General features: G+C 50.3%; 22 protein-coding genes. 11 read left to right on the top strand and 11 right to left on the bottom strand.

Going from position 1 to position 25317, the window contains the following annotated elements; translation table 11 throughout:
• Positions 1-56: 56 nt before the first annotated feature.
• The 3 genes from JMW05_RS11350 (at position 57) to yfaE (ending at position 2346) form a co-directional block, all read left to right on the top strand.
• The gene (locus tag JMW05_RS11350) at positions 57-416 is read left to right on the top strand and encodes a hypothetical protein (protein ID WP_201505351.1); all 360 of its coding nucleotides are present in this window, start codon (positions 57-59) and stop codon (positions 414-416) included.
• A gap of 439 nt (positions 417-855) precedes the next feature.
• Positions 856-1989 (top strand): class Ia ribonucleoside-diphosphate reductase subunit beta, encoded by a 1134-nt coding sequence (gene nrdB, locus JMW05_RS11345; RefSeq protein WP_201505350.1) that lies wholly within the window; start codon positions 856-858, stop codon positions 1987-1989.
• Positions 1990-2079: 90 nt separating this feature from the next.
• On the top strand, positions 2080-2346 hold the full coding sequence (yfaE, locus tag JMW05_RS11340; RefSeq protein WP_201505349.1) for a class I ribonucleotide reductase maintenance protein YfaE: 267 nt from the start codon (positions 2080-2082) through the stop codon (positions 2344-2346).
• A gap of 139 nt (positions 2347-2485) precedes the next feature.
• Here yfaE and JMW05_RS11335 read toward each other — a convergent pair whose 3' ends face one another.
• Complete coding sequence (locus JMW05_RS11335; protein WP_201505348.1) at positions 2486-3826, bottom strand: S1C family serine protease; 1341 nt, start codon at positions 3824-3826, stop codon at positions 2486-2488.
• 324 nt (positions 3827-4150) lie between these two features.
• On the opposite strand from JMW05_RS11335, the gene JMW05_RS11330 reads away from it, so the two are divergent.
• Both JMW05_RS11330 and JMW05_RS11325 read left to right on the top strand, forming a co-directional pair.
• Complete coding sequence (locus JMW05_RS11330; RefSeq protein WP_201505347.1) at positions 4151-4957, top strand: Nif3-like dinuclear metal center hexameric protein; 807 nt, start codon at positions 4151-4153, stop codon at positions 4955-4957.
• Positions 4958-5514: 557 nt separating this feature from the next.
• Positions 5515-6597 carry an MltF family protein gene (locus JMW05_RS11325; RefSeq protein WP_201505346.1) on the top strand — a complete coding sequence of 361 codons (1083 nt, stop codon included), beginning with the start codon at positions 5515-5517 and terminating at the stop codon, positions 6595-6597.
• Positions 6598-6729: 132 nt separating this feature from the next.
• On the opposite strand, the gene JMW05_RS11320 is transcribed toward JMW05_RS11325, so the two are convergent.
• The 3 genes from JMW05_RS11320 to JMW05_RS11310 all read right to left on the bottom strand — a co-directional run bounded on the left by JMW05_RS11320 (position 6730) and on the right by JMW05_RS11310 (position 11767).
• Entirely contained in the window at positions 6730-9849 is a 3120-nt protein-coding gene (locus JMW05_RS11320) for a LysM peptidoglycan-binding domain-containing protein (RefSeq protein ID WP_201505345.1), read from the bottom strand.
• A gap of 131 nt (positions 9850-9980) precedes the next feature.
• Positions 9981-10475, bottom strand: a complete 495-nt coding sequence (locus JMW05_RS11315) for a hypothetical protein (protein WP_201505344.1) — start codon at positions 10473-10475, stop codon at positions 9981-9983.
• A 107-nt stretch (positions 10476-10582) separates the two neighbouring features.
• Positions 10583-11767: a CNNM domain-containing protein gene (locus JMW05_RS11310; protein WP_227691521.1), complete on the bottom strand. Its 1185-nt coding sequence runs from the start codon at positions 11765-11767 to the stop codon at positions 10583-10585.
• A 547-nt stretch (positions 11768-12314) separates the two neighbouring features.
• Between JMW05_RS11310 and yajC the strand changes: the two genes are divergently transcribed.
• The 6 genes from yajC (at position 12315) to JMW05_RS11280 (ending at position 18885) form a co-directional block, all read left to right on the top strand.
• Entirely contained in the window at positions 12315-12641 is a 327-nt protein-coding gene (yajC, locus tag JMW05_RS11305; protein ID WP_201505343.1) for a preprotein translocase subunit YajC, read from the top strand.
• Positions 12642-12931: 290 nt separating this feature from the next.
• Positions 12932-14809, top strand: a complete 1878-nt coding sequence (gene secD, locus JMW05_RS11300; protein WP_201505342.1) for a protein translocase subunit SecD — start codon at positions 12932-12934, stop codon at positions 14807-14809.
• Positions 14810-14818: 9 nt separating this feature from the next.
• Positions 14819-16003 (top strand): protein translocase subunit SecF, encoded by a 1185-nt coding sequence (gene secF, locus JMW05_RS11295; RefSeq protein WP_201505341.1) that lies wholly within the window; start codon positions 14819-14821, stop codon positions 16001-16003.
• 153 nt (positions 16004-16156) lie between these two features.
• The gene (locus JMW05_RS11290) at positions 16157-17530 is read left to right on the top strand and encodes an MATE family efflux transporter (RefSeq protein ID WP_201505340.1); all 1374 of its coding nucleotides are present in this window, start codon (positions 16157-16159) and stop codon (positions 17528-17530) included.
• A gap of 367 nt (positions 17531-17897) precedes the next feature.
• Entirely contained in the window at positions 17898-18542 is a 645-nt protein-coding gene (locus JMW05_RS11285; protein WP_201505653.1) for an AzlC family ABC transporter permease, read from the top strand.
• The gene (locus JMW05_RS11280) at positions 18532-18885 is read left to right on the top strand and encodes an AzlD domain-containing protein (protein ID WP_201505339.1); all 354 of its coding nucleotides are present in this window, start codon (positions 18532-18534) and stop codon (positions 18883-18885) included. Before JMW05_RS11285 ends, JMW05_RS11280 begins: the two co-directional genes overlap by 11 nt.
• A 74-nt stretch (positions 18886-18959) precedes the next feature.
• Here JMW05_RS11280 and purF read toward each other — a convergent pair whose 3' ends face one another.
• The 7 genes from purF to sixA form a co-directional block, all read right to left on the bottom strand.
• On the bottom strand, positions 18960-20495 hold the full coding sequence (purF, locus tag JMW05_RS11275) for an amidophosphoribosyltransferase (protein ID WP_201505338.1): 1536 nt from the start codon (positions 20493-20495) through the stop codon (positions 18960-18962).
• Between the two features lie 239 nt (positions 20496-20734).
• Entirely contained in the window at positions 20735-21232 is a 498-nt protein-coding gene (locus JMW05_RS11270; RefSeq protein ID WP_201505337.1) for a CvpA family protein, read from the bottom strand.
• Between the two features lie 35 nt (positions 21233-21267).
• Complete coding sequence (locus JMW05_RS11265) at positions 21268-22305, bottom strand: quinone-dependent dihydroorotate dehydrogenase (protein ID WP_201505336.1); 1038 nt, start codon at positions 22303-22305, stop codon at positions 21268-21270.
• 165 nt (positions 22306-22470) lie between these two features.
• On the bottom strand, positions 22471-22872 hold the full coding sequence (locus tag JMW05_RS11260; protein WP_201505335.1) for a DUF4870 family protein: 402 nt from the start codon (positions 22870-22872) through the stop codon (positions 22471-22473).
• A 169-nt stretch (positions 22873-23041) separates the two neighbouring features.
• The gene (gspM, locus tag JMW05_RS11255) at positions 23042-23581 is read right to left on the bottom strand and encodes a type II secretion system protein GspM (protein WP_201505334.1); all 540 of its coding nucleotides are present in this window, start codon (positions 23579-23581) and stop codon (positions 23042-23044) included.
• A complete protein-coding gene (gene gspL / locus JMW05_RS11250) occupies positions 23578-24780 on the bottom strand; it encodes a type II secretion system protein GspL (protein WP_201505333.1) in 1203 nt (400 codons plus the stop codon). The genes gspM and gspL overlap by 4 nt, the downstream gene beginning before the upstream one ends.
• Before the next feature lie 52 nt (positions 24781-24832).
• Positions 24833-25291, bottom strand: coding sequence for a phosphohistidine phosphatase SixA (gene sixA / locus JMW05_RS11245; protein WP_201505332.1), 459 nt, complete (start codon positions 25289-25291; stop codon positions 24833-24835).
• Positions 25292-25317 lie beyond the last annotated feature (26 nt).

Below are 25317 nucleotides of genomic sequence, written 5' to 3'. Positions count from 1 at the left end.
AAAATTCACACTATTATACTCACAGCAGTAGACAGAACTAAAACAACGGAGGTCGTGTGCAATATACCGCAATCATCAAAGATGGTGGCTTGTTTATTCCCAATGTATTTTCAGACCTAGACGACGACCGCACCCATGTCGTTCAAGTGACCGTTGATATGGCAAGTGTTCGTCAGCAGTTAGGTAGTGATGCCGCACCAAAGGACAGCGTAAAAGCCGCCAAAAAGCCAGTAAAAAAAACCGCCAGAAAAGCGCCCGCAGTCCCGCCGATGGCGGAGGTGGCAGACGCAGACACCCTGCGTGATAGAGCCATCAGTGAGCTGGACGCACTGGACGACAGCGAGCTGAGCGAAATGCTCAAGGCGTATATCAATGATGGTCAAGGCTCGGCGCAGATAGCGTTAGATAATTTGTAGTCCTATGTAGTCTGCTTTAAACTTGCCATATTTTGAATGTCAGCGCAGATAGAGAACATCCCTATGTTTAATACTTTGTATCATGATAATGACGTCCATATTTATACACATCATTCGTTTGAAGTGAAATCTAAACAAGATGAAAATTTAGATTTTTTTGTGGCGTACCAAGGTAATCATTACGCTTGTACGGCATTTTCACTAGACAGTGTTATCGCTTTGAATGCAGATACCAGCATAGACGTATTTAATAACTACTTTTGGGCACCTTATACAATAATCATTAAGCAATTTTCTAGCGCATGTTTAATAAAAGCTGTACTTGAGATTATTTCTGATAACACAATCTCATTTGAAAAAGTCTTTTGCTTACAAGACTAGTTGAAGCTAAAAAACCCTTACACACAGACCAACACCGAAAACCCAAAAAGGCAATGCCATGACTTACTCAATCTTTTGTCAAACCCCAAACAATGCTTTGAGCGAGCCGATGTTCTTCGGTCAGCCCGTCAATGTGGCGCGCTACGACCAGCAAAAGCACCCCATCTTTGAGCAGCTGATTGAAAAGCAGCTCAGCTTTTTTTGGCGTCCCGAAGAGGTCGATGTGTCGCGCGACCGTATTGACTTTGGTAACTTGTCTTCGCACGAGCAGCACATCTTTTTGAGCAACCTTAAGTACCAGACCTTGCTCGACTCGATTCAAGGTCGCAGCCCAAACGTGGTGCTGTTGCCGCTGGTGTCTATCCCTGAGCTAGAGACGTGGATTGAGACATGGTCGTTTTCTGAGACCATCCATTCGCGCAGCTATACGCACATCATCCGCAATATTGTCAATGACCCAAGCGTGGTGTTTGACGACATTATGGCGAATGACAATATCCTAGAGCGCGCCTCGGACATCGCCCACTACTACGATGAGCTGTACCGCAACAGTCAGCTATACAGCCTATATGGCGCGGGCACGCATACGGTCAATGGCGAGCAAATCACCGTTGACTTGCGCAGTCTCAAAAAGCAGCTGTATCTGTGCATCATGGCGGTCAATGTGCTAGAGGCGATTCGTTTTTATGTGTCGTTCGCCTGCTCGTTTGCCTTTGCCGAGCGCAAGCTGATGGAAGGCAATGCCAAGATTATCAAGCTGATTGCCCGTGATGAGGCGCTGCATCTGACAGGCTCGCAGCACATGATTAACCTCATGCGTCATGGCAAGGACGATCCTGAGATGGCAGAGATTGCCGAGGCGTGCCGTGAAGAGAGCATCGAGATTTTCCGCAAGGCCGCCGAGCAAGAAAAAGACTGGGCGGGCTACTTGTTTAAAGACGGCTCAATGATTGGTCTGAACAAAGACATCTTGTGTCAGTATGTGGAGTACATCACCAACTTGCGTATGGAAGCGGTGGGCTTGCCAGCGGCGTTCCCGCATTCAAAATCCAACCCGATTCCGTGGATTAATACATGGCTGTCGTCTGACAATGTGCAGGTTGCGCCGCAAGAGACCGAAATCAGCTCGTACTTGGTCGGACAGATTGATTCTGACTTGTCCAACAGTGACTTTGACGACTTTGAGCTGTAACCCAAACCACGCGCGTAGATGACATCCTTTTGTCATCCACGCGCGCTACTATTTATCTAAAGCACCATTAACATCAGGAGGTATGTCGTCATGACATGGGTAGTGACCAGCAAACAGCGCTTTTATCTGCACGATAGCGAGACCTTGCTAGACGGCTTGCTGCGTACTGGGCACGACATCAACTACCAATGCCGTGAGGGCTACTGTGGCAGCTGCCGCGTGCAAAAGCTGGCGCATTCGCAGCCGATTGAGTATTTTATTCACCCGCTGGCGATGATTGATGAAGACGAGATACTGCCCTGCTGCTGCCGCGTCCAAGGCGTGATTCATATCAATGAAGAATTGATTATTGAGTAAGCGTGTTAGCGAATCAATGGATAGTGATTAAAAAATAACGACCTAAAAAAGCGCCCGCTGTCATTAACGGGCGCTTTTTTATGGATTGTTTATAGATTCAGTCGGGTCTTATGCCTCGAGTGTAACCCATACGCCGCCTTTACTGTGTGGGCTGTTGTTGTGGCTGCGCCATGCCATTTTGTTCAAACAGCTGGAGCAGCTCCTCGCGCAGGCGCAGACGCTCTTCATCTGACATGGTGGGCGCTTCTCGGATTTCATCTTGCGCGCCCATTTCATTGTTAAAGTCACCCTCAAATGCCGCAGGCTGCGCGGGGATTTCTTCTTGTTGTGGACGTGCGGTCAGGGTGATTTCTACCTGTACCGTTTTGCCGCCGCGCAATACTTGGGCATTGAGCTTGGTATTGAGTGGTTTTCGTGCCACATATTGTACCAAGGTATTGGCATCGGTCATCTCAACGCCGTCGATACTTAGGATAATATCGCCTACTTTTAGACCACTTTTCGCCGCTGGACCATTGGGCACGACATTGAGCACTTCGACGCCCGTTGAGGTCTCTAATTGCGTTGGGTCACGCAGCTGGGATTGAATCTCGATGCCGAGCCAACCACGACTGACGCGACCGTCTTTAATCAGTGCGGTCATCACCTGCTCAACGAGCGCTGTCGGAATGGCAAAGCCAATGCCCATAGAGCCGCCCGACTTAGAGAAAATCACGGTATTGATGCCGACCAGCTCGCCACTGGCATCGACGAGCGCGCCGCCTGAGTTACCAGGGTTAATCGCCGCATCGGTCTGGATGAAGTCTTCAAACTTATTGACGCCAAGACCCGTGCGCCCTGTCGCTGAGATGATGCCTTGGGTCACGGTCTGTCCAACCCCAAAGGGGTTACCAATCGCTAGCGCCACATCACCGACCTGAATCGGCGACTCGCGGAATGCAAGCGGCGTCAGTCCTTTCATATCGACTTTGATTACCGCAAGGTCACTGTCAGGGTCAACACCGACCACCGTTGCGCGGCTTTTACGCCCATCATTAAAACCGACGATGATTTCATCCGCCTTTTCGACCACGTGCGCGTTGGTGACGATATAGCCATCATCGGACACGATGACGCCTGAGCCTAAGTTGGTTTCGCCTTGGTCGCTGGGCACGCCATTGTGATATTCAAAGAATCGGCGCAGCACAGGGTCATTCATGTATGGGTTTTCAGCCATGCTTTGGGTGGTGTAGATATTGACCACCGATTGCGCCGCACGTGCCACCGCATCGTGATACGAGCTGACCGCAGGCGCGGTGCTGCTCACAGGCGGCGGCGTGAGTTTTTCGGATTCAGGTGTCCTTGGCGGTTGCCACGTTGTCTCTGAGGCACCTTTTGTACTGATAAATAACCAAATCGCGACCACAACCGCAGCGGCAAGTAGCGCCCAAGGCAGCCAACGGAAAAACGGGGTATTACGATTGTTATTGGGGGTGGACATACAAAAAAACCTCGACACATAAATGAAATAGACGGCACAAAATTAAGCAAGTAAAGCGCTTTTGGTTTTCAAATTATAACGGTCACACCTTATAAATAGTAACGTATCGTGTATTTATTCAGTTAGTGAAGTTATCGGGCTTTTTGCTGCTTATGGTAAGATAAGACCTTTACGCAGCGCCCAAATGATAAGGGCTGATGCCATTTTTTATTTGTGCTGTGATTGGCGCAGTACACCCCTTTAACGAGCATACAATCACCAAAATATAAGCATAACCGCGCGCACGTTAAGACCGCGTTAACGATACTGATATAAGGAATTTTTATGAGTACCCAAAGCGATACCTCAAGTACGCCCAATGATGGCATCAGCGCCCAGCAGTTGACCGCTTATTGCGATGACTACCTATCAGCGCATGACTTCAAGGACTATTGCCCAAATGGCTTACAAGTCGATGGCGGGCAGCCGATTCGCCGTATCGTCACAGGCGTGACCGCGTGCGAGGCCCTGATTGATGCGGCGATTGCCGATAATGCCGATGCCATTTTGGTGCATCACGGTTATTTTTGGAAAGGCGAGCCTGCCCCGCTGACAGGCATGAAAGGCACGCGCATCCGTAAATTATTGACACATGGTATCTCGCTCATCACCTATCACTTGCCACTCGATGCGCACCCAAAGATAGGCAACAATGCCATTTTAGCCGAGCTGCTGGATTTAGAAATAACAGGCGGACTCTATCCTCACGAGTTGCACCCTGTCGGCAATATTGCGACCTGCGCGCCGCAAACGGCAGAGGCACTGGCAACCAAGATTGCGACTGCGCTCGGACGTACACCGCTACACATCGCGGCCGAATTGCCTAATGATGACGGTTTGATTCGCCGCGTGGGGCTGTGTACGGGCGGCGCGCAAGATATGATTGAGCAAGCGGCAGAGATGGGCTGCGACGCTTATATTTCAGGAGAAATCTCCGAGCGCACCACACATAGCGCGCGCGAGCTGGGCATTCATTATTTTGCTGCAGGACACCACGCGACCGAGCGCGGCGGTATCGAAGCATTAGGCGAACATCTAAAGGCAGAATTTAACTTGCCTGTGACCTTTATTGATATTGACAATCCTGCTTAGATTGCTGAGGGATATACCTAACTCACACGATACATGTACTTATAAAGAATATAGAGACATGGGCGTGATATGGCTGTGCTATCATCGCGCCCAGCAAAAGATACTTGGCTCATCGAAAAAATATCGCAATTTCAAATACTTAACATCTAAATGTTACCGCATCTTACCAGAGTATGACAATAACTTGAATAAAGCTCATGCGCCCCTATCTTATGGCTACCACATTATTTTGTTATGAAATTTATTTGTCATGAAAAATATGGGAAACCACGACTGCCATAGGGACAAAGGGACATGCTACCCAACCCCTATGCCCCGTGTAACGATTACGGCATCACTGCCTGAGCGCGCCACATTTTGACCAAGTCCTCGGCGCGGACAATCACACCCCATGACCCATAAACGTATGTGCTGGCATTTTGTCCAATTGCGTTTTCATGACCCTACCGCCACAGCACACAGTGCCGCCTTGCTTGACTTGGCATTATATATGCATGCAGTAGCAACGCTCACTGCCATGCACGGTAGGCTTAGTGACCACAGTTAGGAGATTCATCATGCAGCAGACCATGTATCAGATGACCAAACGCTGGCTTCAGGCGTCGGGAATTGCACTATTATCCTTGCCCGCGCAAAGTGCGCCCGCGCTCAATACCGAAGCACCCAGCTATCAGCAAGTGATGAGCAAAAAAACCTTGACCATCGCCGCTGTTCCTGGTGACAGCACGTTTTTTGCAACCGATGGCTTTCAGCACGGCTTTGGCTATGATTTGGTGCGCCAGTATGCCGATGAGCTGGGTGTTGCTGTGCACCTAAAAGGCTATGCCACCGATGAGGCCGCCCTGCGCGCGCTTAAATCAGGACAAGCGGACATGGCGCTGACCACCGCCAGTACTCAGCTGAACAACCAGCTGGAGCTGGCATCGGTCAATCTAAGCTGTGGCTACGATACCAGTCTAACCGACAACGGGCTGCACCCAAAAGTCAGCTGGAGCTTTCGCCAGTCAAGCGACCCATTGTCAAAAAAGGCGAGCTACTTTTTGTGTGATAACATCAAGCTGGACAATACTCAGCAGCTGGCGACCTTTTATAACCGCAAGCTGTTAAAAGACGCTTATAGCCAGCAGCACTTTAAGGACACGTTGAGCGAAAAACTGCCCGATTATCAGGCGTTTTTTCAAAAAGAAGCGCGCGAGTACAATCATGACTGGGAAGTCTTGGTCGCGATGGGCTATCAAGAATCGCACCTCAATGCCAATGCCGTATCGCCAACGGGCGTGCGCGGGCTGATGATGCTGACCAATGCCACTGCTAAAGCCATGGGCATTGCCAACCGTATTGACCCGGTTCAGAGCATCACAGGCGGCGCAAAATATTTAGAAAAAATGAAAGCAGAATTTGCTGATGTACCGACGGGCGATCGTCTGTGGTTTGCCCTTGCCGCCTACAACATGGGTCCCAATGCCGTCAAAGGCATCCAAGACAAGCTGACCGCTGCGGGCATCGACAGCAACAGCTGGCACAATGTCTATGCGTATCTCGATAAAAACCAAGCGCTGAACAGTCGCTATACCCAGTGCATGCATTATGTGAGCAATATTCGCAGCTATCTTGAAGCCATCAAAACGCAAATCGCATAAGGTGGCATAATGACAGGGCGCTATTGGTTGACCTTTAAAGGCTAAGTTGTCGAAAACCTCAATCAAAAAATAACTATAAAAAAACGGCATACTTAGATGCCGTTTTTTTGTGCTTAATTTATATTATTGCGATTAGCGGTTTGGTACGGTCAGACGCTGACCGCGCTGGAGCATGGTATCGGCTGGGATGTTGTTCATATCCGCCAGCGCTTGGGTCGAGATACCGTATTTGCGCGCCAGACCAATCAAGCTATCACCAGAGCCGACGGTGTAAGTGACCGTCGCCTTTGGAATCTGAATCACTTGTCCGACTTGTAGCTGTGCGTTGGTGGCGAGGTTGTTGGTCGCTGCCAAGTCCTCAACCGATACCCCTGCGCGGCGGGCAAGAACAATCAGACCATCGCCCGACTGGACTTTGTAGCGCTCCGTATTGCCCAGTTTTTTACCACTGCTGCTGCTTGCTGCTGGTGCGCTGCTGGTTGAAGCTTTAGCACTTGAGCTGCTGCTGGATGCACTGCTACTTGCCGCAGGTGCGCTGCCGCCAGCAGGAATGGTGATGCTGCGTCCTAAGATAAGGTTCGATGTGGTGCTCAGACCATTTGCTGCCGCCAAGTCACTAATGCCGATGTTGTAACGGCGCGCGACACTGGTCAAGCTGTCGCCCGATTGTACCTTGTAGCTGACAGGCTTGTCGTTCAGTTTCAAGTCCACTTTCGCTTGTGCTACAGGAACATTGATACGCTGTCCACGTTGCAGACGCGCGTTGGCATCAAAGCTGCTGTTCACCGCTGCGATGTCTGCTGCACTGACGCCCAGCTCATTGGCAATACCGATGAGCGTATCGCCTGATTTTACTGTATAGGTACTGGTCGGTGTGCGTGAGCTGCTTGATGAACTGGTGCTTGAAGTGCTACGTGTGCTGCTTGCACTACTTGAGCTGCTGCTCGACTTGCTCGCGGCATTGACATCAACACTGGCTGGGATTTTTAGCGTTTGCCCAACATACAGATTGTCTGTGGCGCTGATGCCGTTCATGTCCGCAAGCGCGGCTGATGACATATTAAACTGACGCGCGAGTGCAATCAGACCGTCACCTGCTTGAACCTTATAGTTTTGCGTACGTGCGGCGCTGCTGCTTGAGCTGCTACTGGTATTTGTAGACGTGCTGCTACGCGCAGGCGTTGCCACTTTGCCAGGTATCAGCCACAGCTTCTGTCCACGCAGCAGTGAGGCTTGGGTACTTAGGTTGTTGTAGCTCGCAAGCTGCGATACCGACAGTCCAAAACGGCTTGCTGTACCGATAAGCGTATCGCCCGATTGTACGGTATAGCTTTCAGGCTTACGGCTGCTGGATTGATTGCTACTGGATTGGCTACTGTTACTCGATGTGCTGCTGCTTGTACTGCTCGTAAGCGGCTCAATCGGCTTGGCGTTGTACAGATACAAGGTCGCGCCTGCAAACAGACTTGCCGAAGGGTCAATCTGGTTCCATTCAGCGATGTCGCGCCAGCTGACTCCAGCACGGCTGGCAATGTTGGACAAGGTATCACCGCGCATGACGGTATAAGTGCTGCGCGTGCCTTGTGGTTTTGGCTTGGCAGTATTGTTGCTGGTCGCAAAGCTGAGTTTTTTCTCTTTGCCGCTGGCTTCTAGGATAGATTGCTGCGTCTGAATTGCTGAGAGCTTGATGTTACCATCCACTGAGCTGACCACATCGTCTTCACGCGTTTGCGCTTGGATTTGCCGCGCGATAAAGTCACGCTCGGCTTTACTGAGCGCAGGCTCTTGCACGATGGTGTTGTTTTGCGTGATTTGCGCTGAGGTCGTTGGCAAGCTGTTGCTGTCTTTTAGCTCCGCATTGATACGACTGGTTTCTTTGCTGCTAATTGGTGGCTCGCTATAACGCGGGGCGTTGTTGCTATACACTGAGCTGCTGCTTGGGTTGGCAGAGGGCGAGATATAACTGGTGGTCTGCTGCGGTACGCTCGCGCTCGCCGCATAATCGGCAAGACCTGCACCTGTCGTTGGCAATGACCCGCCTGTGTAAGGCTTGTTGTTATAACTTGGGCTACTGCTACTGCTTGGTGTGGTTGGTGCTGGCGTGTTTGCGGCAGCCGCTAGGACATTGCTCGTGCCATTACCGCGCAGCATACTGAGCTTGGCATCGGCGTTTAGACTGACATCGTTCGGTACGATAACGCGCTGCGGACCTGCAGAATCGACACGCCCTGATATCAGCGCGGTATTTAGCTTTTGCAGCTCATCGTAGCTCACGCCTGTGATTTGTGAGACTTCAGCGAGACTGACGCCATAATTGACGGGCACACTGCGAAAATGCTGACGGTTGGCAATCGCTGGGAAATACACGCCATATTGATCAGGTTTACTGACGATATCTGCCACCGCTAAGAAACGCGGTACATAGTTCATGGTTTCAGTTGGCAGTCTTAGTGACCAATAATCGGTTGGCAGACCATTTGCTCGGTTGGCATCAATGGCTTTTTGCACGCGACCTGGACCTGCGTTATAAGCCGCCAATGCCAGCTCCCAACTGCCGAACTGGTTGTACAGCGCGGTCAAAAAGTCATAGGCGGCGCGCGTCGACTCAATCACGTCACGGCGACCATCATAGCTGCTGCTTTGGTTCAGACCATAGATACGACCTGTACTGGGGATAAACTGCCACAAACCTGCGGCAGCAGCCGTACTGGTACCACTTGGATCATACGAGCTTTCAATCACAGGCAGTAGCGCAAGCTCGGTAGGAATGTTGCGGCGCTCGGCTTCACGGACGGTATGGTAAATATAACGACTGGCACGCGCCGTTAGACGGTTTAAGTAGTCTTGACGGGTAATAAACCAGTTCTTTTGTGCTTCGATACGCTGGTTGTAGCCGTGTTTGCCGCCATTCATACGATAGCCTGCGCGCAAGCGATTCCACAAGTCGCCGTATTGCTGAATGGCAAGCTTGTTGTCCTCTACCATCGTCATGTCGGTCGCTTCGAGCAAGTCGGCGAGCTCATCGAGACTTTCTTCGTCAAGATAGGCGGTCGAGTAGCCTTCATCGGTAGTGTTTTGTGGACGCTGGGCAGTATTTTGCGCAGGTCGCTTATTAACCACAGGGGTGCGGTTGTTCACGCTGGTATTTTTTACTGCTGTTGTGTTGCTACACGCACTAATAAGCAATGTAGAAACCGCAAGCGTCAAAGGCAGCGCGATAAAAGAGCGAGAAGAGGATGACACAGTAGACATGATAACGACGACTTCCTAACAGCGATAAGTAAGTAAAATTAAACAAAAAAAGTATAATCTATTCTACATAATAAAAACCACCGTTATTGATTGAATTGACGGTGGTGTCTTAAATAAACAGTGAATAACTTTTAATTGATAGTGACCTGAGAGACGGCGCGCAGCAGCACAGCATTGCCAGTAGAGACGGTCAACGTCACACGCGAGCTTGTGACAAAGGTGACTTGTTTGCCATCTTTTACCCAGCTTTCTACAGTGCGTACGTTGGCTTTGGCTTGCGTGCCTGAGGTGACCACATCTTCGACTTGGATGTCATATTGGTAGTTGGACGTCTGGTTCCAGCTGCTTTGTAGCAAGTTAAGATAGCCGTCTTTATCAAGGCTCGTTGATTTGCCGCGACGAGACAGCGAAATCAGCGCTTCATCGGATACCAGATTCGCCACACGGTTGATGTCTTGGCTGTTTGCCGCCGTTTTCATAGCCGACGCGTAGTTTTCTACCAAGCCTTCTGTCATGGTTGCGGCTTGAGCAGACATCGCAATAGCACTGACAGCAGCAGCCACGGTGACCACGCCTGCGCCTTTGAGCGCCAATGCCAACAACCCTTTACCGAACATACGTTTCATAATTATCCTTAATCCTAGTGTGGCAGCGGTGTTTTGCCTGTGTGGATAGACAATAGCCATATTGTTTAGCCTATCATTAAATCATCACAGCCATGTAACACCCTGTGTCATTTTTGCTCGACTGCAGACTCATCATCTGCAAGGCGCATACCTAAGCGCTCAACCCGCTTGTCCATCAGCTGTCTTGCCAGCGCCTGCATATCCTCTACGCGGTCAATCTCATCGACAATCTCAAGCCCAAGCAAGGTCTCAAACACATCTTCTAGCGTGACCAAACCTTTGACTTCGCCATACTCGCCGACCGTGATGGCAATATGAATGCGGTTTTTGAGCATCAAATCGAGCAAATCGAACAGCTTCATCTTCGAAAAAACAAAGCTAATCTCACGCTGAAATTGGGTCAATGGCTTATGCATACCATGGTTGGCTTTGGCAAGCAGCATGTCGGTTTTTAAGACAAACCCTGTGATGTTATCCAAATCACCATCATAAATCGGCAGACGTGAAAAGGTCAGCTTGGGTCGGTCTACAAGCAGTTCAGCGACCGTTTTTTGTTGTTCAAAAGCGAGCATCACTGAGCGCGGGGTCATGATGTCCTCAACTTTCATGGCACCAAACGCCAATAGGTTACGGATGATGCGCGACTCCAGCGGGTCGATTTGTCCTGACTCCTCACCAATACTGGCAAGTGCGGCAAACTCACGGCGGCTAAAGGTCTGGTGCTCTTTACCGCGTACCAGCAGTTTGGTCAGGCGCTCTGATATCCAAATGAGTGGATACAGCAGTAAAATAATACCGCGAACAAAATACGCCACCACACCACTTAACTGACGCCAATATATGGTGCCCAGTGTTTTGGGAATAATCTCTGATAAGAACAAAATCGCCAGCGTCATGAGCGCTGAGAACAGACCAAACCAAGCGCTACCAAAGACAATCGTCGCCTGCGCACCTGCTCCAATAGAGCCTAATGTATGCGCGACGGTGTTTAGGGTCAAAATCGCCGCCAAGGACTGATCGATATTGTCAACTTTCAAGCGTCTGAGCATGTTTGCTTTTTTAGGACTCGTCTCTTCGACATCAGCGATATACGAGGGCGTCATAGTCAATAACGCAGCCTCCGCCAACGAACATATAAAGGAGATGCCAATAGCAACAAAGACAAACAGTAGCAGTAGCAGCACATTGACCGCGGTGGGCTCAGCGGCAATCTCTGCAGTGGCTGAACCTGCACCAACAGCGAGGGCAGGATAAGGTAATAATGCGGTTACAACGCCAAGCGCTGACAACACAAACTGACGATAACCAAAAGGTGCTATGCGTCGTGGTGCCGGCGGAGGCTCTGATGCTGCCTCCTCACAATAGGCGCTGGTGCGCTGAACAGAAGATACAGAAAACAAAGTGGTCAACAAGTGAGATAACCTAATCGAATGAAGTGAAAAGAAAATTAAAGAAAATTAAACATGGTGGCTATTATAGTCGTTTGATAGTAGCACTGATATTTCGATTGTACAATCACCCTAAGAATAAACAAAACGATAACGCTTGCGTCATGTCCAGTTATGGTTCTTACCAGGTTTTTCAAGGTATCATTCACATCGAAGATGACCCAATTACTCGCATACCAAACAATACCTGATAACGCCTTTGTAACCTGCACCCAATACCGCTACCCGCTGGCATCTGACCTTGGTCTTTGCCTTTTTATATGACGTACCCCATCAGATTACTTTTGTCATATAAAATGCGTCTCGCTTCGTATTAACAGTTACCAAGCTTGGTATTTTTTGTTACTATGCGTCTAATTTTATTTATATCTGTCACTTACCGAGAGAAATTATGAGCTTTTTTATTCAAGCCGCCCATGCCGCAGAGCCAAACACTGCCAGCTCCATGCTGAGCTCTATTTTATTGCCTGTTGCCTTTTTTGCCATTTTTTACTTTTTGGTCATTCGTCCACAGTCTAAGCGTGCCAAAGAGCACCGCGCGATGGTCGATTCACTAAAAGTGGGTAGCGAAGTGATTTTTGCAGGGGGCTTGATGGGCCGCATCGAAAAGCTTGAAGGCGACTATGCGGTCATCAGCCTAAACCGTAACAACGAGATTAAAGTACAACGTGGTTCTGTCATTTCAGTATTGCCAGCAGGCACCATTGAAAGCGTATAATCACTGACGTGATACCATCTCGCTGACATCAAATGACCGCTTATGGTATGCGGTCATTTTTTGCTCTTAGTCCACGACGCAGTATCTGCTCATCATCAACCACATCACCTTGTCATGGCTGATGATAGACTTGGCAATCTTTTTGCTACCTTCATATCTGCTTGTCGTGTTTTGACCGACTGGTTCGATGCTCAACCTCCCTTGCAAGTGATGTGCAGCGCCGCGCGTGCTGTAGCTTTTGGGTATTGGTTGGGTGTGTGACCAGTATTTATCAATTTTAAGAAGTGATTATGCAATACTCCACTTGGAAATACCTACTCATTGCCGTCGTGCTTATCATTGCCGGTCTTTATGCAGCCCCGAACCTCTACCCTGATGAGCCTGCGGTACAGATTACCAGTGCCGCCGCGGGTACGCAGCTGTCTGAGGGCATCTTGGATGAGTCTGAGCGTCTGTTACAAGAAGCGGGCGTCAGCTATCACGACGGTACGTTTGAAGACAACAGCGCGCTGGTACGTCTAGACAACGCCGTCTCTCAGCTAAAAGCACAAGAGGTGCTGCGCCAAAACTTAGGCGAAGATTATGTGGTGGCATTGAACCTTGCCCAAACCACCCCGCAGTGGCTGCGCGATATCGGCGCACGTCCCATGAAGCTGGGTCTGGATTTGCGCGGCGGAGTACGCTTTGTATTAGAAGTGGATATGGACAAAGCACTTGAGCAGCGCTTGAGCAATGACAGCCGTGAAGTACGCCGTAGCCTGCGCACTGAGCGTATCGCGGTGACGGGTATCAAAACCGATAAGCAAGGCATCATGTTGCACTTCACCGATACTGACGCTCGTGGTCGCGCCCAAAACGTCTTGCAGTCAGCCATAGGTACCCGCTTTAATCTACAGCCCACCATCGACGCCCAAGGCCCTGCCCTTGCCTTGCAATACAACGATGCGACCATTGATGAGATTAACAGCTATGCGGTCAACCAAAACTTGACCACCCTGCGTAATCGTATCAGTGAGCTTGGGGTTGCCGAAGCCTTGGTACAGTCACAAGGCGCTAACCGTATTGTGGTCGAGCTGCCTGGGGTACAAGATACCGCAGAAGCCAAACGTGTTCTTGGTCGTACCGCAAACCTTGAGTTTCGTATGGTGGCAGACGGCAGCGAAAACTTTACAGGTGGCATTCCACCTGCAGGCACCGAAGCCTTTCCGTTTGAAACCCTCGATGGTCCGCCCGTACTGCTAGAGCGTCAGGCGATTGTGACGGGTGATAAAGTCACCAACGCACAAACCAGCGTCGATGAAAATGGTCGTCCTGAGGTGAACATCACCTTGGACAATGCTGGCGGTAAGCTGATGCAAAACGCCACACGTACGGCGGTCGGTCAGCAGATGGCGGTATTGTTTATTGAAAACAAGCAAAAAATTACCTATGAGACAGACCCTGCTACTGGCGAGATGACTGAAGTACGTACGCCATATGCCGAAACCAAGGTCATTAACCGCGCGAACATTCAAGCGGTACTTGGCGCATCATTCCGTATCACAGGTCTCGACAGCAGCGCAGAAGCCGCTGAGCTTGCGCTATTGCTACGCTCAGGTGCATTGGCAGCGCCCATGTACTTTGTAGAAGAGCGCACCATTGGTCCATCGCTTGGTCAAGAAAACATCGATAAAGGTCTGTTTTCAACGCAAGTGGGTTACCTATTGGTCTTTGCGTTTATGATTATCTTCTATCGCCTCTTTGGTTTGATTGCCAACATCGCTTTGGGTATGAACCTTGTGATGATGATAGCGATTATGTCGATTATTGGTTCGTCACTGACCTTGCCTGGTATCGCAGGTATCGTTCTGACCATCGGTATGGCGGTCGATGCCAACGTGCTGATTTTTGAGCGCATACGGGAGGAGATTGCCAACGGCGTGCGTGCCAAGTCGGCGATTGTTGCAGGCTTTGACCGTGCCTTTAGCAGTATTTTTGATGCCAACATCACCACCCTTTTGGTTGCCTTTATTCTGTTTGCCATCGGTAGCGGCCCAATCAAAGGATTTGCCATTACCCTTGCCATCGGTATCGTCAGCTCGCTGTTTACAGCAATTTTGGTCACGCGCGCGCTGGTACAAATCGCTTATGGTAAGCGCAAATCTATTAAACGTTTGAGCATCGGCTAGGAGAAAAACATGGCGATTGAACAAAAGAACCCCAATGAGCAAGGCAACACGCGCACGACCGCTGAGGGTGCGCCTGAGCCACGCCGCCGCCGTAAAAAGCCGCGCCGTAACGGTAAAGGCAGCAACCAAGCGGCCAATGCCAACCTAGCCGCCGCTGAGCGCAGTGCCGTTGCCAATACGAACACCGCAGACACGTTTGATAGTGCTGATGAGGCTGCAGCAAATGCCGAAGGCGGTATCAAGGCCATCGGTGAGCAGCGTCTCATTCCGTTTATGAAAATTGAAAAGCCCATGGCGTTGGTGTCTTTTTTACTCATTGTTGGCAGTATTATCGCGATTGCGGTCAATGGTCTAAACCTTGGTCTGGACTTTACAGGTGGGGTTTCAGCAGACATCACTTATGAGCAACCTGTTGAGCAAAATACGGTGGTTGACGCCCTTGCCAATGACGGTTTTGAAGACGCGGTCGTACAGTACTTGGGCAAACGTAATGAGCTGCTCGTACGTCTGCCGCCGCAGTCGGACAACGTCGATGGCTTGAGCGTGTCTTTAGACCAAGCGCTCGATTTGCCCAGCAACAATGCCACCATCAGTAACGTCAATATTATCGGCAGTCAGGTGGGCAATGAGGTCTATTTCAGCTCTGTGATGTCATTGGGCTTGGCGCTACTTTGTATGCTTGGTTACGTGGCGTTTCGCTTTCAGTTCAAACTGGCGCTCGGTGCGGTCGTGGCACTGTTCCACGATACCATTGTGACTTTGGGTGTGTTTGCGCTGTTCGGCTTTCCGTTTGATTTGACCGTACTTGCCGCTATTCTCGCCTTGATTGGTTATTCATTGAACGACACCATCGTGGTCTATGACCGTATCCGTGAGAACTTCCGCCGCGTGCGTGGTATCAGTCCGCGTCAGATTTTGGACTTGTCATTGACCGAGACGCTGCGCCGTACCATCATGACCGTATCTACAGTACTGCTGGTGGTCTTAGCCATGCTGTTCTTGGGCGGTGATGGTTTGTACTGGTTCTCAGTGGCGTTGTTCATTGGTTTGCTGGCAGGTACCTACTCTTCGGTCTATATCGCAAGCTCGATTCCACTGCGTATGGGCTTGTCACGCGATGACTTCGTGGTCAAGGTAAAACCTGAGTTTGAAGAAGAAATTATCAATTTTAATGACCCAAAGATGTATGACTGATAATTGTCTGCTCTTTTCATGATATATTACGCAAAGCACCTAATCACTAGGTGCTTTGCTTTTTGGTGGCGGACGCGATGGCGGCGATATATCGCTGCCGTTTGCCATCGTTGTTCATCACTGATACCCTCTTTTTGTTCAAGGTCACGCGCCATGTCTGCTGTCACCTCCACTGCCTTTGATATCAGCTATCGACGCATTCTGGCGATTGCCGTTCCTGTGATATTTGCCAATCTTGCCATTCCAATGCAAAGCGTCATCGACACTGCGATTGTGGGCAATATGCCAGAAGCGGCAAAATTGGCGGGCATGGGCTTGGCGATTCAGCTGTTCTCCTTAGCCTTGGTGAGCTTTAATTTTTTGCAATATGCCTCTTCAGGACTCTCCGCGCAAGCGCTGGGCAGACAAGCGCACACCGCTACCATTGACCCTGCGCCGCTACTCTCTATCCTACAGCGCGCGTTGGTACTGGCCATAGTGATTGGCGTTATACTGCTGGTACTCAAGCCATGGATTATTGATATCGGTCTCCAGCTGCTCTCTGCCAATACTGATAGTGGCGCGGCGGCAAAAACCTATTTGGATGTGCGTTTTTGGAGCGTGACCGCTGAGCTGATGAACTATGCCTTTTTGGGCTGGTTTGCAGGGCAAGGCAAAACTCGCTATATGCTGTACCAGCAAAGCTTTATTGCAGTTATCAATATTTTGGCGACGCTGTTTTTTGTCTACGTGCTGGATATGGGTTTGGTAGGTGTTGCGCTCGGTACGGTGCTGGCGTTCTGGTTGGGTATTGGGCTTGCGTTGTGGCTCAGTCAGCGTCACTTAACTATTAATGCACGTGCCCTACTCACACTGAATGGCAATGATTTTACTCGTGAAAAAATGCTTAGGCTATTTTCGCTCAATAAAGACATCTTTATCCGCACGCTTATCCTAACAGTGAGCTTTGCTTGGATTACTCGCCTATCTGCCCAAAGTGGTGATTTGGTCTTGGCAGCCAATGCCATTTTGCTGCAAGTGCTCAGCATCTCGGCATTTGCTTTAGACGGTGTGGCGGTATCTGCAGAGACCCTAAGCGGGCAAGCCTATGGGCGGCGCAACTGGCGGCAGTTCTATCAGGTGGTGGCGCGGACAGGCTTGGTCAGTTATGTGCTCGCAGCAGCGCTTAGCCTGCTGTGGTGGCTGCTGATGCCCCATTATCTCAACGCAATGACCGACATTACCGATGTGCTTGCCCTTGCGCGGCAGTATCAGCATTATGCGGTGCTGCTGCCTTTGGTCGGGGTTGGTGCGTACTGGCTAGATGGGATTTTCTTTGGTTTGACCGCAGGACGCTTGATTCGCTATGCGGCGATTATTCTTGCGGGATTATTTTTTCCGCTGAGCTTTTGGCTGTATCAGCAATTTTCGGTAGTCGGTATTTGGCTCAGCGTTTGGGCATTATTGCTGCTGCGTCTGCTTATTTTGGCTGTCTTTTTATGGCTAAAACGCCGTACAGATAATGTATCATCAACGACAGCAGTTTAATCCTCTTTATCACCTAACCGTGTAAAACGTCGCCATTTTTGCGCATAGATTGTGTGATTTTATATTTGTATATACAATATATATTTTAAGACAATGGTGAGTATAAAAAACGCTGTCAGCATGATTGCGCGATAGGTTGGCAGCTTTATGTTTATTGATTTACAGCCATTTCTGCGTGTAGTTATGACGCTGACACACTAGATAAAATAAACTCTTTGTTTGTATCGTGGTTTGTATATTCATTTCTTCCTTTATCAAATAATACGCTATCCCTAAGGAGATTTCCGTGACCGCTTGCGCCTCCTCTGTCACCTATTCACCAAGGCAACGCTGGCTGACTGGCTTTAAAAAAAGCGTGCCTGTCGCGATGGGCTATTTGCCTGCAGGTATTGCTTTTGGCGTACTGGCACAAGTGGCAGGCGTTCCGCTTTGGGCAATCATGATGCTGAGCGTGGTACTGTATGCGGGTGCGGCGCAGTATGCCTGTTTGCCGATGCTCACAGCAGGCATGCCTATTGGCAGCATGGCGACCAATATTGCGGCGATTAATTTGCGCCATATTTTTTATGCCATGCCTTTGATGCGTGCGCTACCGACGCAGCGTGTTGCGCGTACATATTGCCTGTTTGCCTTGACTGATGAGACCTTTTCGGTATTGACCAGCTTGCCGCACAGCGAGCGCCAGCAGCTTATCACGCCGCTCAGTTTTTATAATCATATGTGGTGGATCGTTGCTTCACTCATCGGTGGCAGTATTGGCGGCGCATTGGGCGAGCTGATACCGCATTTGGATTTTGCGCTGCTGTGCTTGTTTGTGATTTTGGCGTATGAGCAGTTTGCGAGTATTCAGCGTTATTTTCCGATCATAATTGCGGCGATGGCGTTTATCATTGCGTCATCGCTCACTGAGCAGTGGGTATTGCTGCTAGCGATTGGTATCTGTATGCTGCTGATTTTATTACGCGGCATGTGGCAACCAAAGGCAGCACAAGGAGACCATCATGAGCAGTAGCTATCTGATTATTGCCACGCTCGCTATGGCAGCAGTGACCTTTTTGACCCGCGCCACGCCTGCGTTATTGCCCAAGGCATGGCTGGACAAACCATGGCTGCACCGCTTGAACGAAAGCTTACCGCTGTCCGTTTTGATACTGCTCATCTTGGGCAGTTTGTCTGTTCCTGCCTTATCGGATATCGATGCCACCAATACGGACACGCAATTATTACTGGCGCAAGTTTGCGCATTGGCTGTGGTACTGCTGATTTATCATGTCAGTCGTCAATTATTGGTGAGCATGGTCGTAGGCATCGCGGCGATAAATGGCTTTATTTGGCTGTTTGCCAATATGTTATAAAAGGTTGGTTAACCTTCATAAAAAAAGCTGAACCCATTAGGATTCAGCTTTTTTATTATGAGTACGATAACGGATTAAAACTCGTCAACGCCCGTCATATCTACAGGGGTGTCGGCGACGACTTGTACGCCTTTTTTACCCGTTTTGGCAGTTTCGCTACGGCGCTCTTGTAGATAGTCCAAGTACGCTTGGTTAATCTGACCTGTGATGTAGCAGCCGTTAAATACCGCACAATCAAAGCCTTCAACGCGGCTGTGCTTGGTGTCTTTAACCGCATCAATCAAATCGTCCAAGTCTTGGAAAATCAAGCGGTCTGCGCCGATGATTTCGCGCACTTCTTCAACGCTGTGACCTGAGGCAATCAGCTCAGTACGCGCTGGCATATCGATGCCATAGACGTTTGGATATTTTACTGGTGGTGACGCGCTGGCGAAAAATACCTTTTTCGCGCCCGCATCGCGTGCCATTTGGATGATTTCATGGCAGGTGGTGCCGCGCACGATAGAGTCATCGACGAGCAGCACGTTTTTGCCTTTAAATTCCAACGGTACAGCGCTGAGCTTTTGGCGTACCGATTTTTTGCGCTGCTGCTGACCTGGCATGATAAAGGTACGACCGATATAGCGGTTTTTCATAAACCCTTCACGGTACTTAACGTTCATCTTTAGCGCCAACTCCATCGCTGAGGTACGCGAGGTGTCTGGAATCGGGATGACCACGTCGATATCGTGCTCTTCGCCCCATTCGCGCAAAATCTTTTGTGCCAACGTCTCACCCATACGCAGGCGCGCTTTGTACACAGAGATGTTATCAATGATAGAGTCTGGACGCGCAAAGTACACATATTCAAAGATACATGGCGTGTATTCTTTGCCTTCCACACACTGATGGGTATGTAAGTTGTGGTTAAGATCAATAAAGATGGCTTCACCAGGCTTCACATCACGGACGATGCTAAAGCCAGAACCTGTCAAGGCGACCGACTCTGAGGCGACCATGTATTCAGTGCCACCATTTTCGGACATGCGCTTGCCAAAAATCAGCGGGCGGATGCCATTTGGGTCACGGAACGCCAGCAAGCCATGACCTGTAATCAGTGCGACCACGCCATAAGCACCTTCGACACGCTGATATACCGCGGAAACGGCTTTGAAAATATCACTCGCGCTTGGGTCAGTTTTGTTCAGGTTTTGCATTTCATGCGCCAGCACGTTAAGCAAAACTTCTGAATCAGAATCGGTGTTTAGGTGACGGCGGTCTTCTTGGTACAAAGATTTTGCCAAGCTCTCAGCGTTGGTCAAGTTACCATTGTGTGCCAAGGTGATGCCATACGGTGAGTTGACATAAAAAGGCTGCGCTTCAGCACTGCTTGAGGTGCCCGCAGTAGGATAACGCACGTGACCGATACCAAACTTACCGACCAAGCGCAGCATGTGACGAGTCATAAACACATCACGCACCATGCCGTTTTCTTTACGTAGATACAAGCGACCGTCTTGTAGTGTCACAATGCCTGCCGCATCTTGACCGCGGTGCTGCAACATGGTTAAGGCATCATAAAGAATTTGGTTGACTGGCTCATGAGCTGCAACCCCAACGACTCCACACATAGCTATGTCCTATTTTAGACCATATATTAGTATTACGATGATAAGGAGGGGCAAAAAGACCCACCCCTTATCTGACCACTTCGCCGATGACAACGAATGACAATCTCTGCGCGACCTGTAGTGGCAGCACAGACAGTGTTTTTACCTAGCTGATGTAACTGCTACGTTTTGTACTCACCTGCCAGCGCTGACGCCTTAGATGATGCCAGCTGCTGTAAATTCAAGGGCAGGCGTTTGGATTACGATTGGTTCATTTGCTCCCACGCCGCACCGAACATATCTGCGGCCAAGGTCTTCGCCATAGGCGCATAAGGGAGCAATTCAGGCGCAATGACCGAGTGCTGCCACTGCGGCATTTGCATCATTAATGGCGCAGCGACGCTCATGATAACAAGGACGATCAAGGTATTTTTTGCCGCACCGAGTACGCCGCCTGCCATCTTATCAAGGACGCCTAGGCGCAACGTTTTGACGATACCTGCAGATAAAGCCGCCGCCAAATGCATGGCAGCAAGCACAACGATGACCACAGCAATAAAGGCAAATGCCATCTGTAGCACTGGGTTTTCAGTAAAGCCTGCCATACTGGGCGCAATACTGCTCGCCAGCTGCGTGCCTGCAATCAAGGCAATAAACCAGCCGACCATACCGACCGCAGTTTTGATAAGACCCACCTGAAAGCCGCGCCACAGCCCGATGAGCACCACCACCGCAATCATGATATCCAAGCCACTCATAGTTACCGCCTTATTGTGTGTCCGCTGCGCTCAGCTTATTGACCTTCTATCGCGTCATAATAGCCGCCGATGGCCTGTACACAAGACTGTACTAAGCCTGGCCCGCGATAGATGAGCCCTGTATAGAGCTGTACCAGCTCTGCGCCTGCTTTGATTTTTTTGACTGCTTTCTCGCCGCTATCGATGCCGCCGACACCTATCAAGGTCACTTTGTCCTCGAGCTGTTCGGCAAATTGATGCAAAATCTGGGTACTGGTATGGCTGACAGGACGCCCTGATAAGCCGCCTGCTTGGTCGCCATCTGGCAAATCTTCAACGCCTGTGCGCTTGAGCGTGGTATTGGTCGCAATCAAGCCGTCAATCTCAAAGTCAATGAGCTGCTTAGCAATATAATCAATCTGCTCAGGCTCAAGGTCGGGCGCAACTTTTAGCACCAGCGGCACATAAAAGCCATATTCGCTTGCCAACTGACTGTGACGGTTTTTGATGGTGTACAACAAGGCGGTTAACGCCTCGCCACTTTGTAAATCGCGCAAGTTTTTGGTGTTTGGTGAGGAGATATTCACCGTGATGTATGAGGCGTGGGGATAGACGCGCTCTAGGCAGTAAACATAATCGTCCGCCGCTTGCTCAACAGGAGTGGCGGCGTTTTTACCGATATTAATGCCGATATTGCCTTTGTATTTGCAGCGCTGCACATTGTCAATCAGATAGTCCACGCCATGATTGTTAAAGCCCATGCGGTTGATGATGGCATCCGCTTGCTTTAAGCGAAACAGACGCGGCTTGTCATTGCCCGCCTGCGGCTTTGGCGTGACAGTACCCACTTCGATAAAGCCAAAACCCAGCTCTGCTAAGGCGTCAATATATTCGCCGTTCTTGTCCAGTCCCGCCGCCAGCCCCACAGGGTTCGCGAACTGCAAACCCATACAATCGGTTGGCTGCATCGGTTGCCCGTACATGAGTCCCAGCGCCCGCGCGCGATGTGCCTTATCCAGCAATGACAGCGTCATCTCGTGAGCCTGCTCAGGCTCCATTTGAAATAAAAATGGGCGAAGTAAGGCGTAGGACATAATGGTAAACAACCTTAATAAAAATAGCGTGAGAAGGACAAAGCGCTGCGATTATATCAGCTTCATGCCCATAAGACCAAAGTTTCATTAGCGCGTCTGCCGCAAAATGGGCAAAAGGTATTGTCAGTCCCTTTTATATCAGCGCTAGCATCATTATCAAAGCATTTAAGGCACAGGACGACCGTCAGCCAAAGCAATCCAGCCGCGAATAATGCGATACAAATGCCAGATAACGGCAAAACCCATGATAAGCAAACCAATGAAAAACAGCATGCCCGAGCCTTGCACGATATCGCCCATATCGGCGGCGATACCGATACCAATGCCGCCAACCGAAGACACCATGCACCAAATACCAGCAATAAATAATAAGATGCTGTACCAAAAGGTCTTTATCTGCCAGTCAAAATGCGTCGCCAGCCACGTCCCTTTTGCGTCACGGCGCTTGGCATAATTCATGACGATGGGCACAATCCACAAAAGCCCTGCGGTAAAGTAGCTGATGACGTATAAAAAATAAGTAATATGATTGTAAGTGACCAGTCCGCGATGTTTGGTGTCAGTCATGATAAGCACTCGATAATTTTTATTGGTTTTGTCACTGTTATGGGCGCAGTGCGGATGATTTTCAAGTGTACATTATCATGCTATCGAGCAGCGCTTCACACACATGCCCTACCAATCACAAGGCGGCGCGGTTTTTTCTAGGCGCGATGTTCTTATTACTGTGTTAGCTTCACTGCGCCAATGTGGCTTGCACCTGAATACTTTTGCTGTTTGGGTCTTGCTGCATGAGCAGCTGATTGATTTGCCAGCCTTTGGTTTGCAGTGCCACCAAAGCGCTGCTCGCTTGTGTTTGGCTGCTGTGGGTAAAGCTGACCTGCACGCCATCCCCGACTGCCAATACCTGCGGGCTACTGATGCCTGACTGCCCAAGCAAACTCGTCACTTGGCTGGCAGGGTCGATGGCGCCTGTCGTGTCCTGCTGCGCCGCTTGCGTATCGATTTGATTCGCTTGTGCGCGCAGCCAAAAATAATCTGCAATCGCCGCTTGGTAATCGGCTTTACTGTCTTTGGCCGCTTGATGCAGGCTGTAGCCGCCATAACCGCCCACGACCATTAATAAAAACAGCGCCAGTATCAATAGCGCCCATTGGTCGCGTTTTGGCAGTGCTTGCCAGCGCTGGCGCATTTGCTCGCGCGTCTGTTGTAGTGGTACAGCCGCAGCTGCCGCGCCCTCATTACGGCGTGTCATACGCTGCATCAGTTGTCTCATGCCCCGCCCTTATCATTGTTTGCAGTATCTATCAGCACTTGTACCTCACCATTCACCGCCCCTGCTTCGGCAGCATTCACTTGTTGTAATTGCGCGTTGATGCCTTGCGTGCCAAGCGTCGCTACCAAATCATCAAGGCTTTGGCGATTGGGCGCGATAAGCTGCATTTGAATGGCGGCGGGCTGTACGTTGAGCGTTTGCGCAGTTACCGCTGATTGCTTGAGCACAGGCGACACCCGCGCAAGCATGGTCATGTGCGCAGACTGTGTGGTGGCACTTTGGCGCAGTTTTGGCTGTACTTGTGCTTGGAGCTTGGTTTTGGGGTTTAGGCGCTCGTTTGGAAACCACGCCTGATACTGCTCCGCGGTCGCCGCTTTGGTCGCCTCGGTCGCTTGGTGGTAGCGGTAGAGCTGCGCGGCATCGGTTGCCATCTGTAGCACTAAGGCGGCAAGCGCCACCATCAAAGCCACACGCAGATATGGAGACAGTGCTGAGCTGTGTGTCTTCGCAAAAAAATTCAGCGCATGGCGTTCAGGCAGTGTGATGGGACTGGGCGACACATAGCGCTCGCTCAGCTGTACGGGCAGCTGCATCAATGCTGTCAGCACCGTATCGTCACGCGTGATGCCTTCGCTGTTTGGCAGCATCGCGATGCTTTGCAACGTCGGCAGCTGCTCAAGCAATAGCGGCGCGTAACTGAGCGCCCCGCCCACCGCCATCGACTGCCGAAAGACCGTGGTGTCCATATCCTGATATAGGGTCACCTCGGTGCCGTCCATCAGCTCAGGTGCAGGCAGCAATAAAAAATCTGGCAGCAGGGCTTGCAAATGAAGCCCGACCAACGCCAGCCCTTGCTCCCATGCGGCAATATCGATGTCGGTGAGCGCGTACAAATGTTGCATCGCGTCTGTATCTGCAGCGCTGCGGCGTACCACCAGTGTGCTCGGCGCGCTGATAGACAGCTCCTCAAACAAATACTGCTGACCGCTCACGCCCAGCTGTTTGAGCTGCGCGGGCGATAGGACGCTACTGACATGCAAGGCATGCGCCGATGGAAAATAAAGGCAAACGCCCTTTTGCCCATGCGTGCCATAGATGTCGTGCAGCTGCTGCCAGTTATCGACAGGGTGCCACTCTTGGGCGTCTACATGCCATACCAGTAGCGGGCTGTGCTGCGTACGTAACCAAACCTGTAACACCAGATATCGTCCTTATTCCATCATCTTATTGTGAGCCGTAGCCATTATTGCGTTACGGCTGCGTTGGTACAAAACGGTCGCACTCGGTCGCCATACCCATCATCACAAAATCGGTCTCAAACACCCTCGCTTCTGCCAGCTCAAAAGACTCTGGGTACTCACCTGTCAGCAAACCTGCAATATGCGCGACTATCGACATGTGACAGACCACCACCATGCATTCATTGTCATCATATTGTGCCAAGGTGTTTAAAGCGGCGCGGGCATCGTCCTCAGGCGTGATGTTGTCTTGCGTGAGGCTTGGAAGCGCGTCAAAGCAGGCACTCACTTTTGCGGCGCTTTGTTGCGCGCGTAGATAGGGGCTGACGATGAGTAGCTCAGGGGTGTATTTCGCCGCCAAATACTCGCCCGTTTCAAGCGCTTGCGCCTCACCAAAGGTGGTCAGCGGGCGCTCGCTGTCGGTTGGCGCATCGTGCGCGGCCTGTCCGTGACGCATTAAGATAATTTTCATCATGACTCCTTATATCTATTAAGATG

The organism is Psychrobacter aestuarii (assembly GCF_904846035.1).
Classification (GTDB): domain Bacteria; phylum Pseudomonadota; class Gammaproteobacteria; order Pseudomonadales; family Moraxellaceae; genus Psychrobacter; species Psychrobacter aestuarii.
Note: the sequence above shows the minus strand (reverse complement) of the source record. Positions and strands in the feature narration are given on the sequence as shown.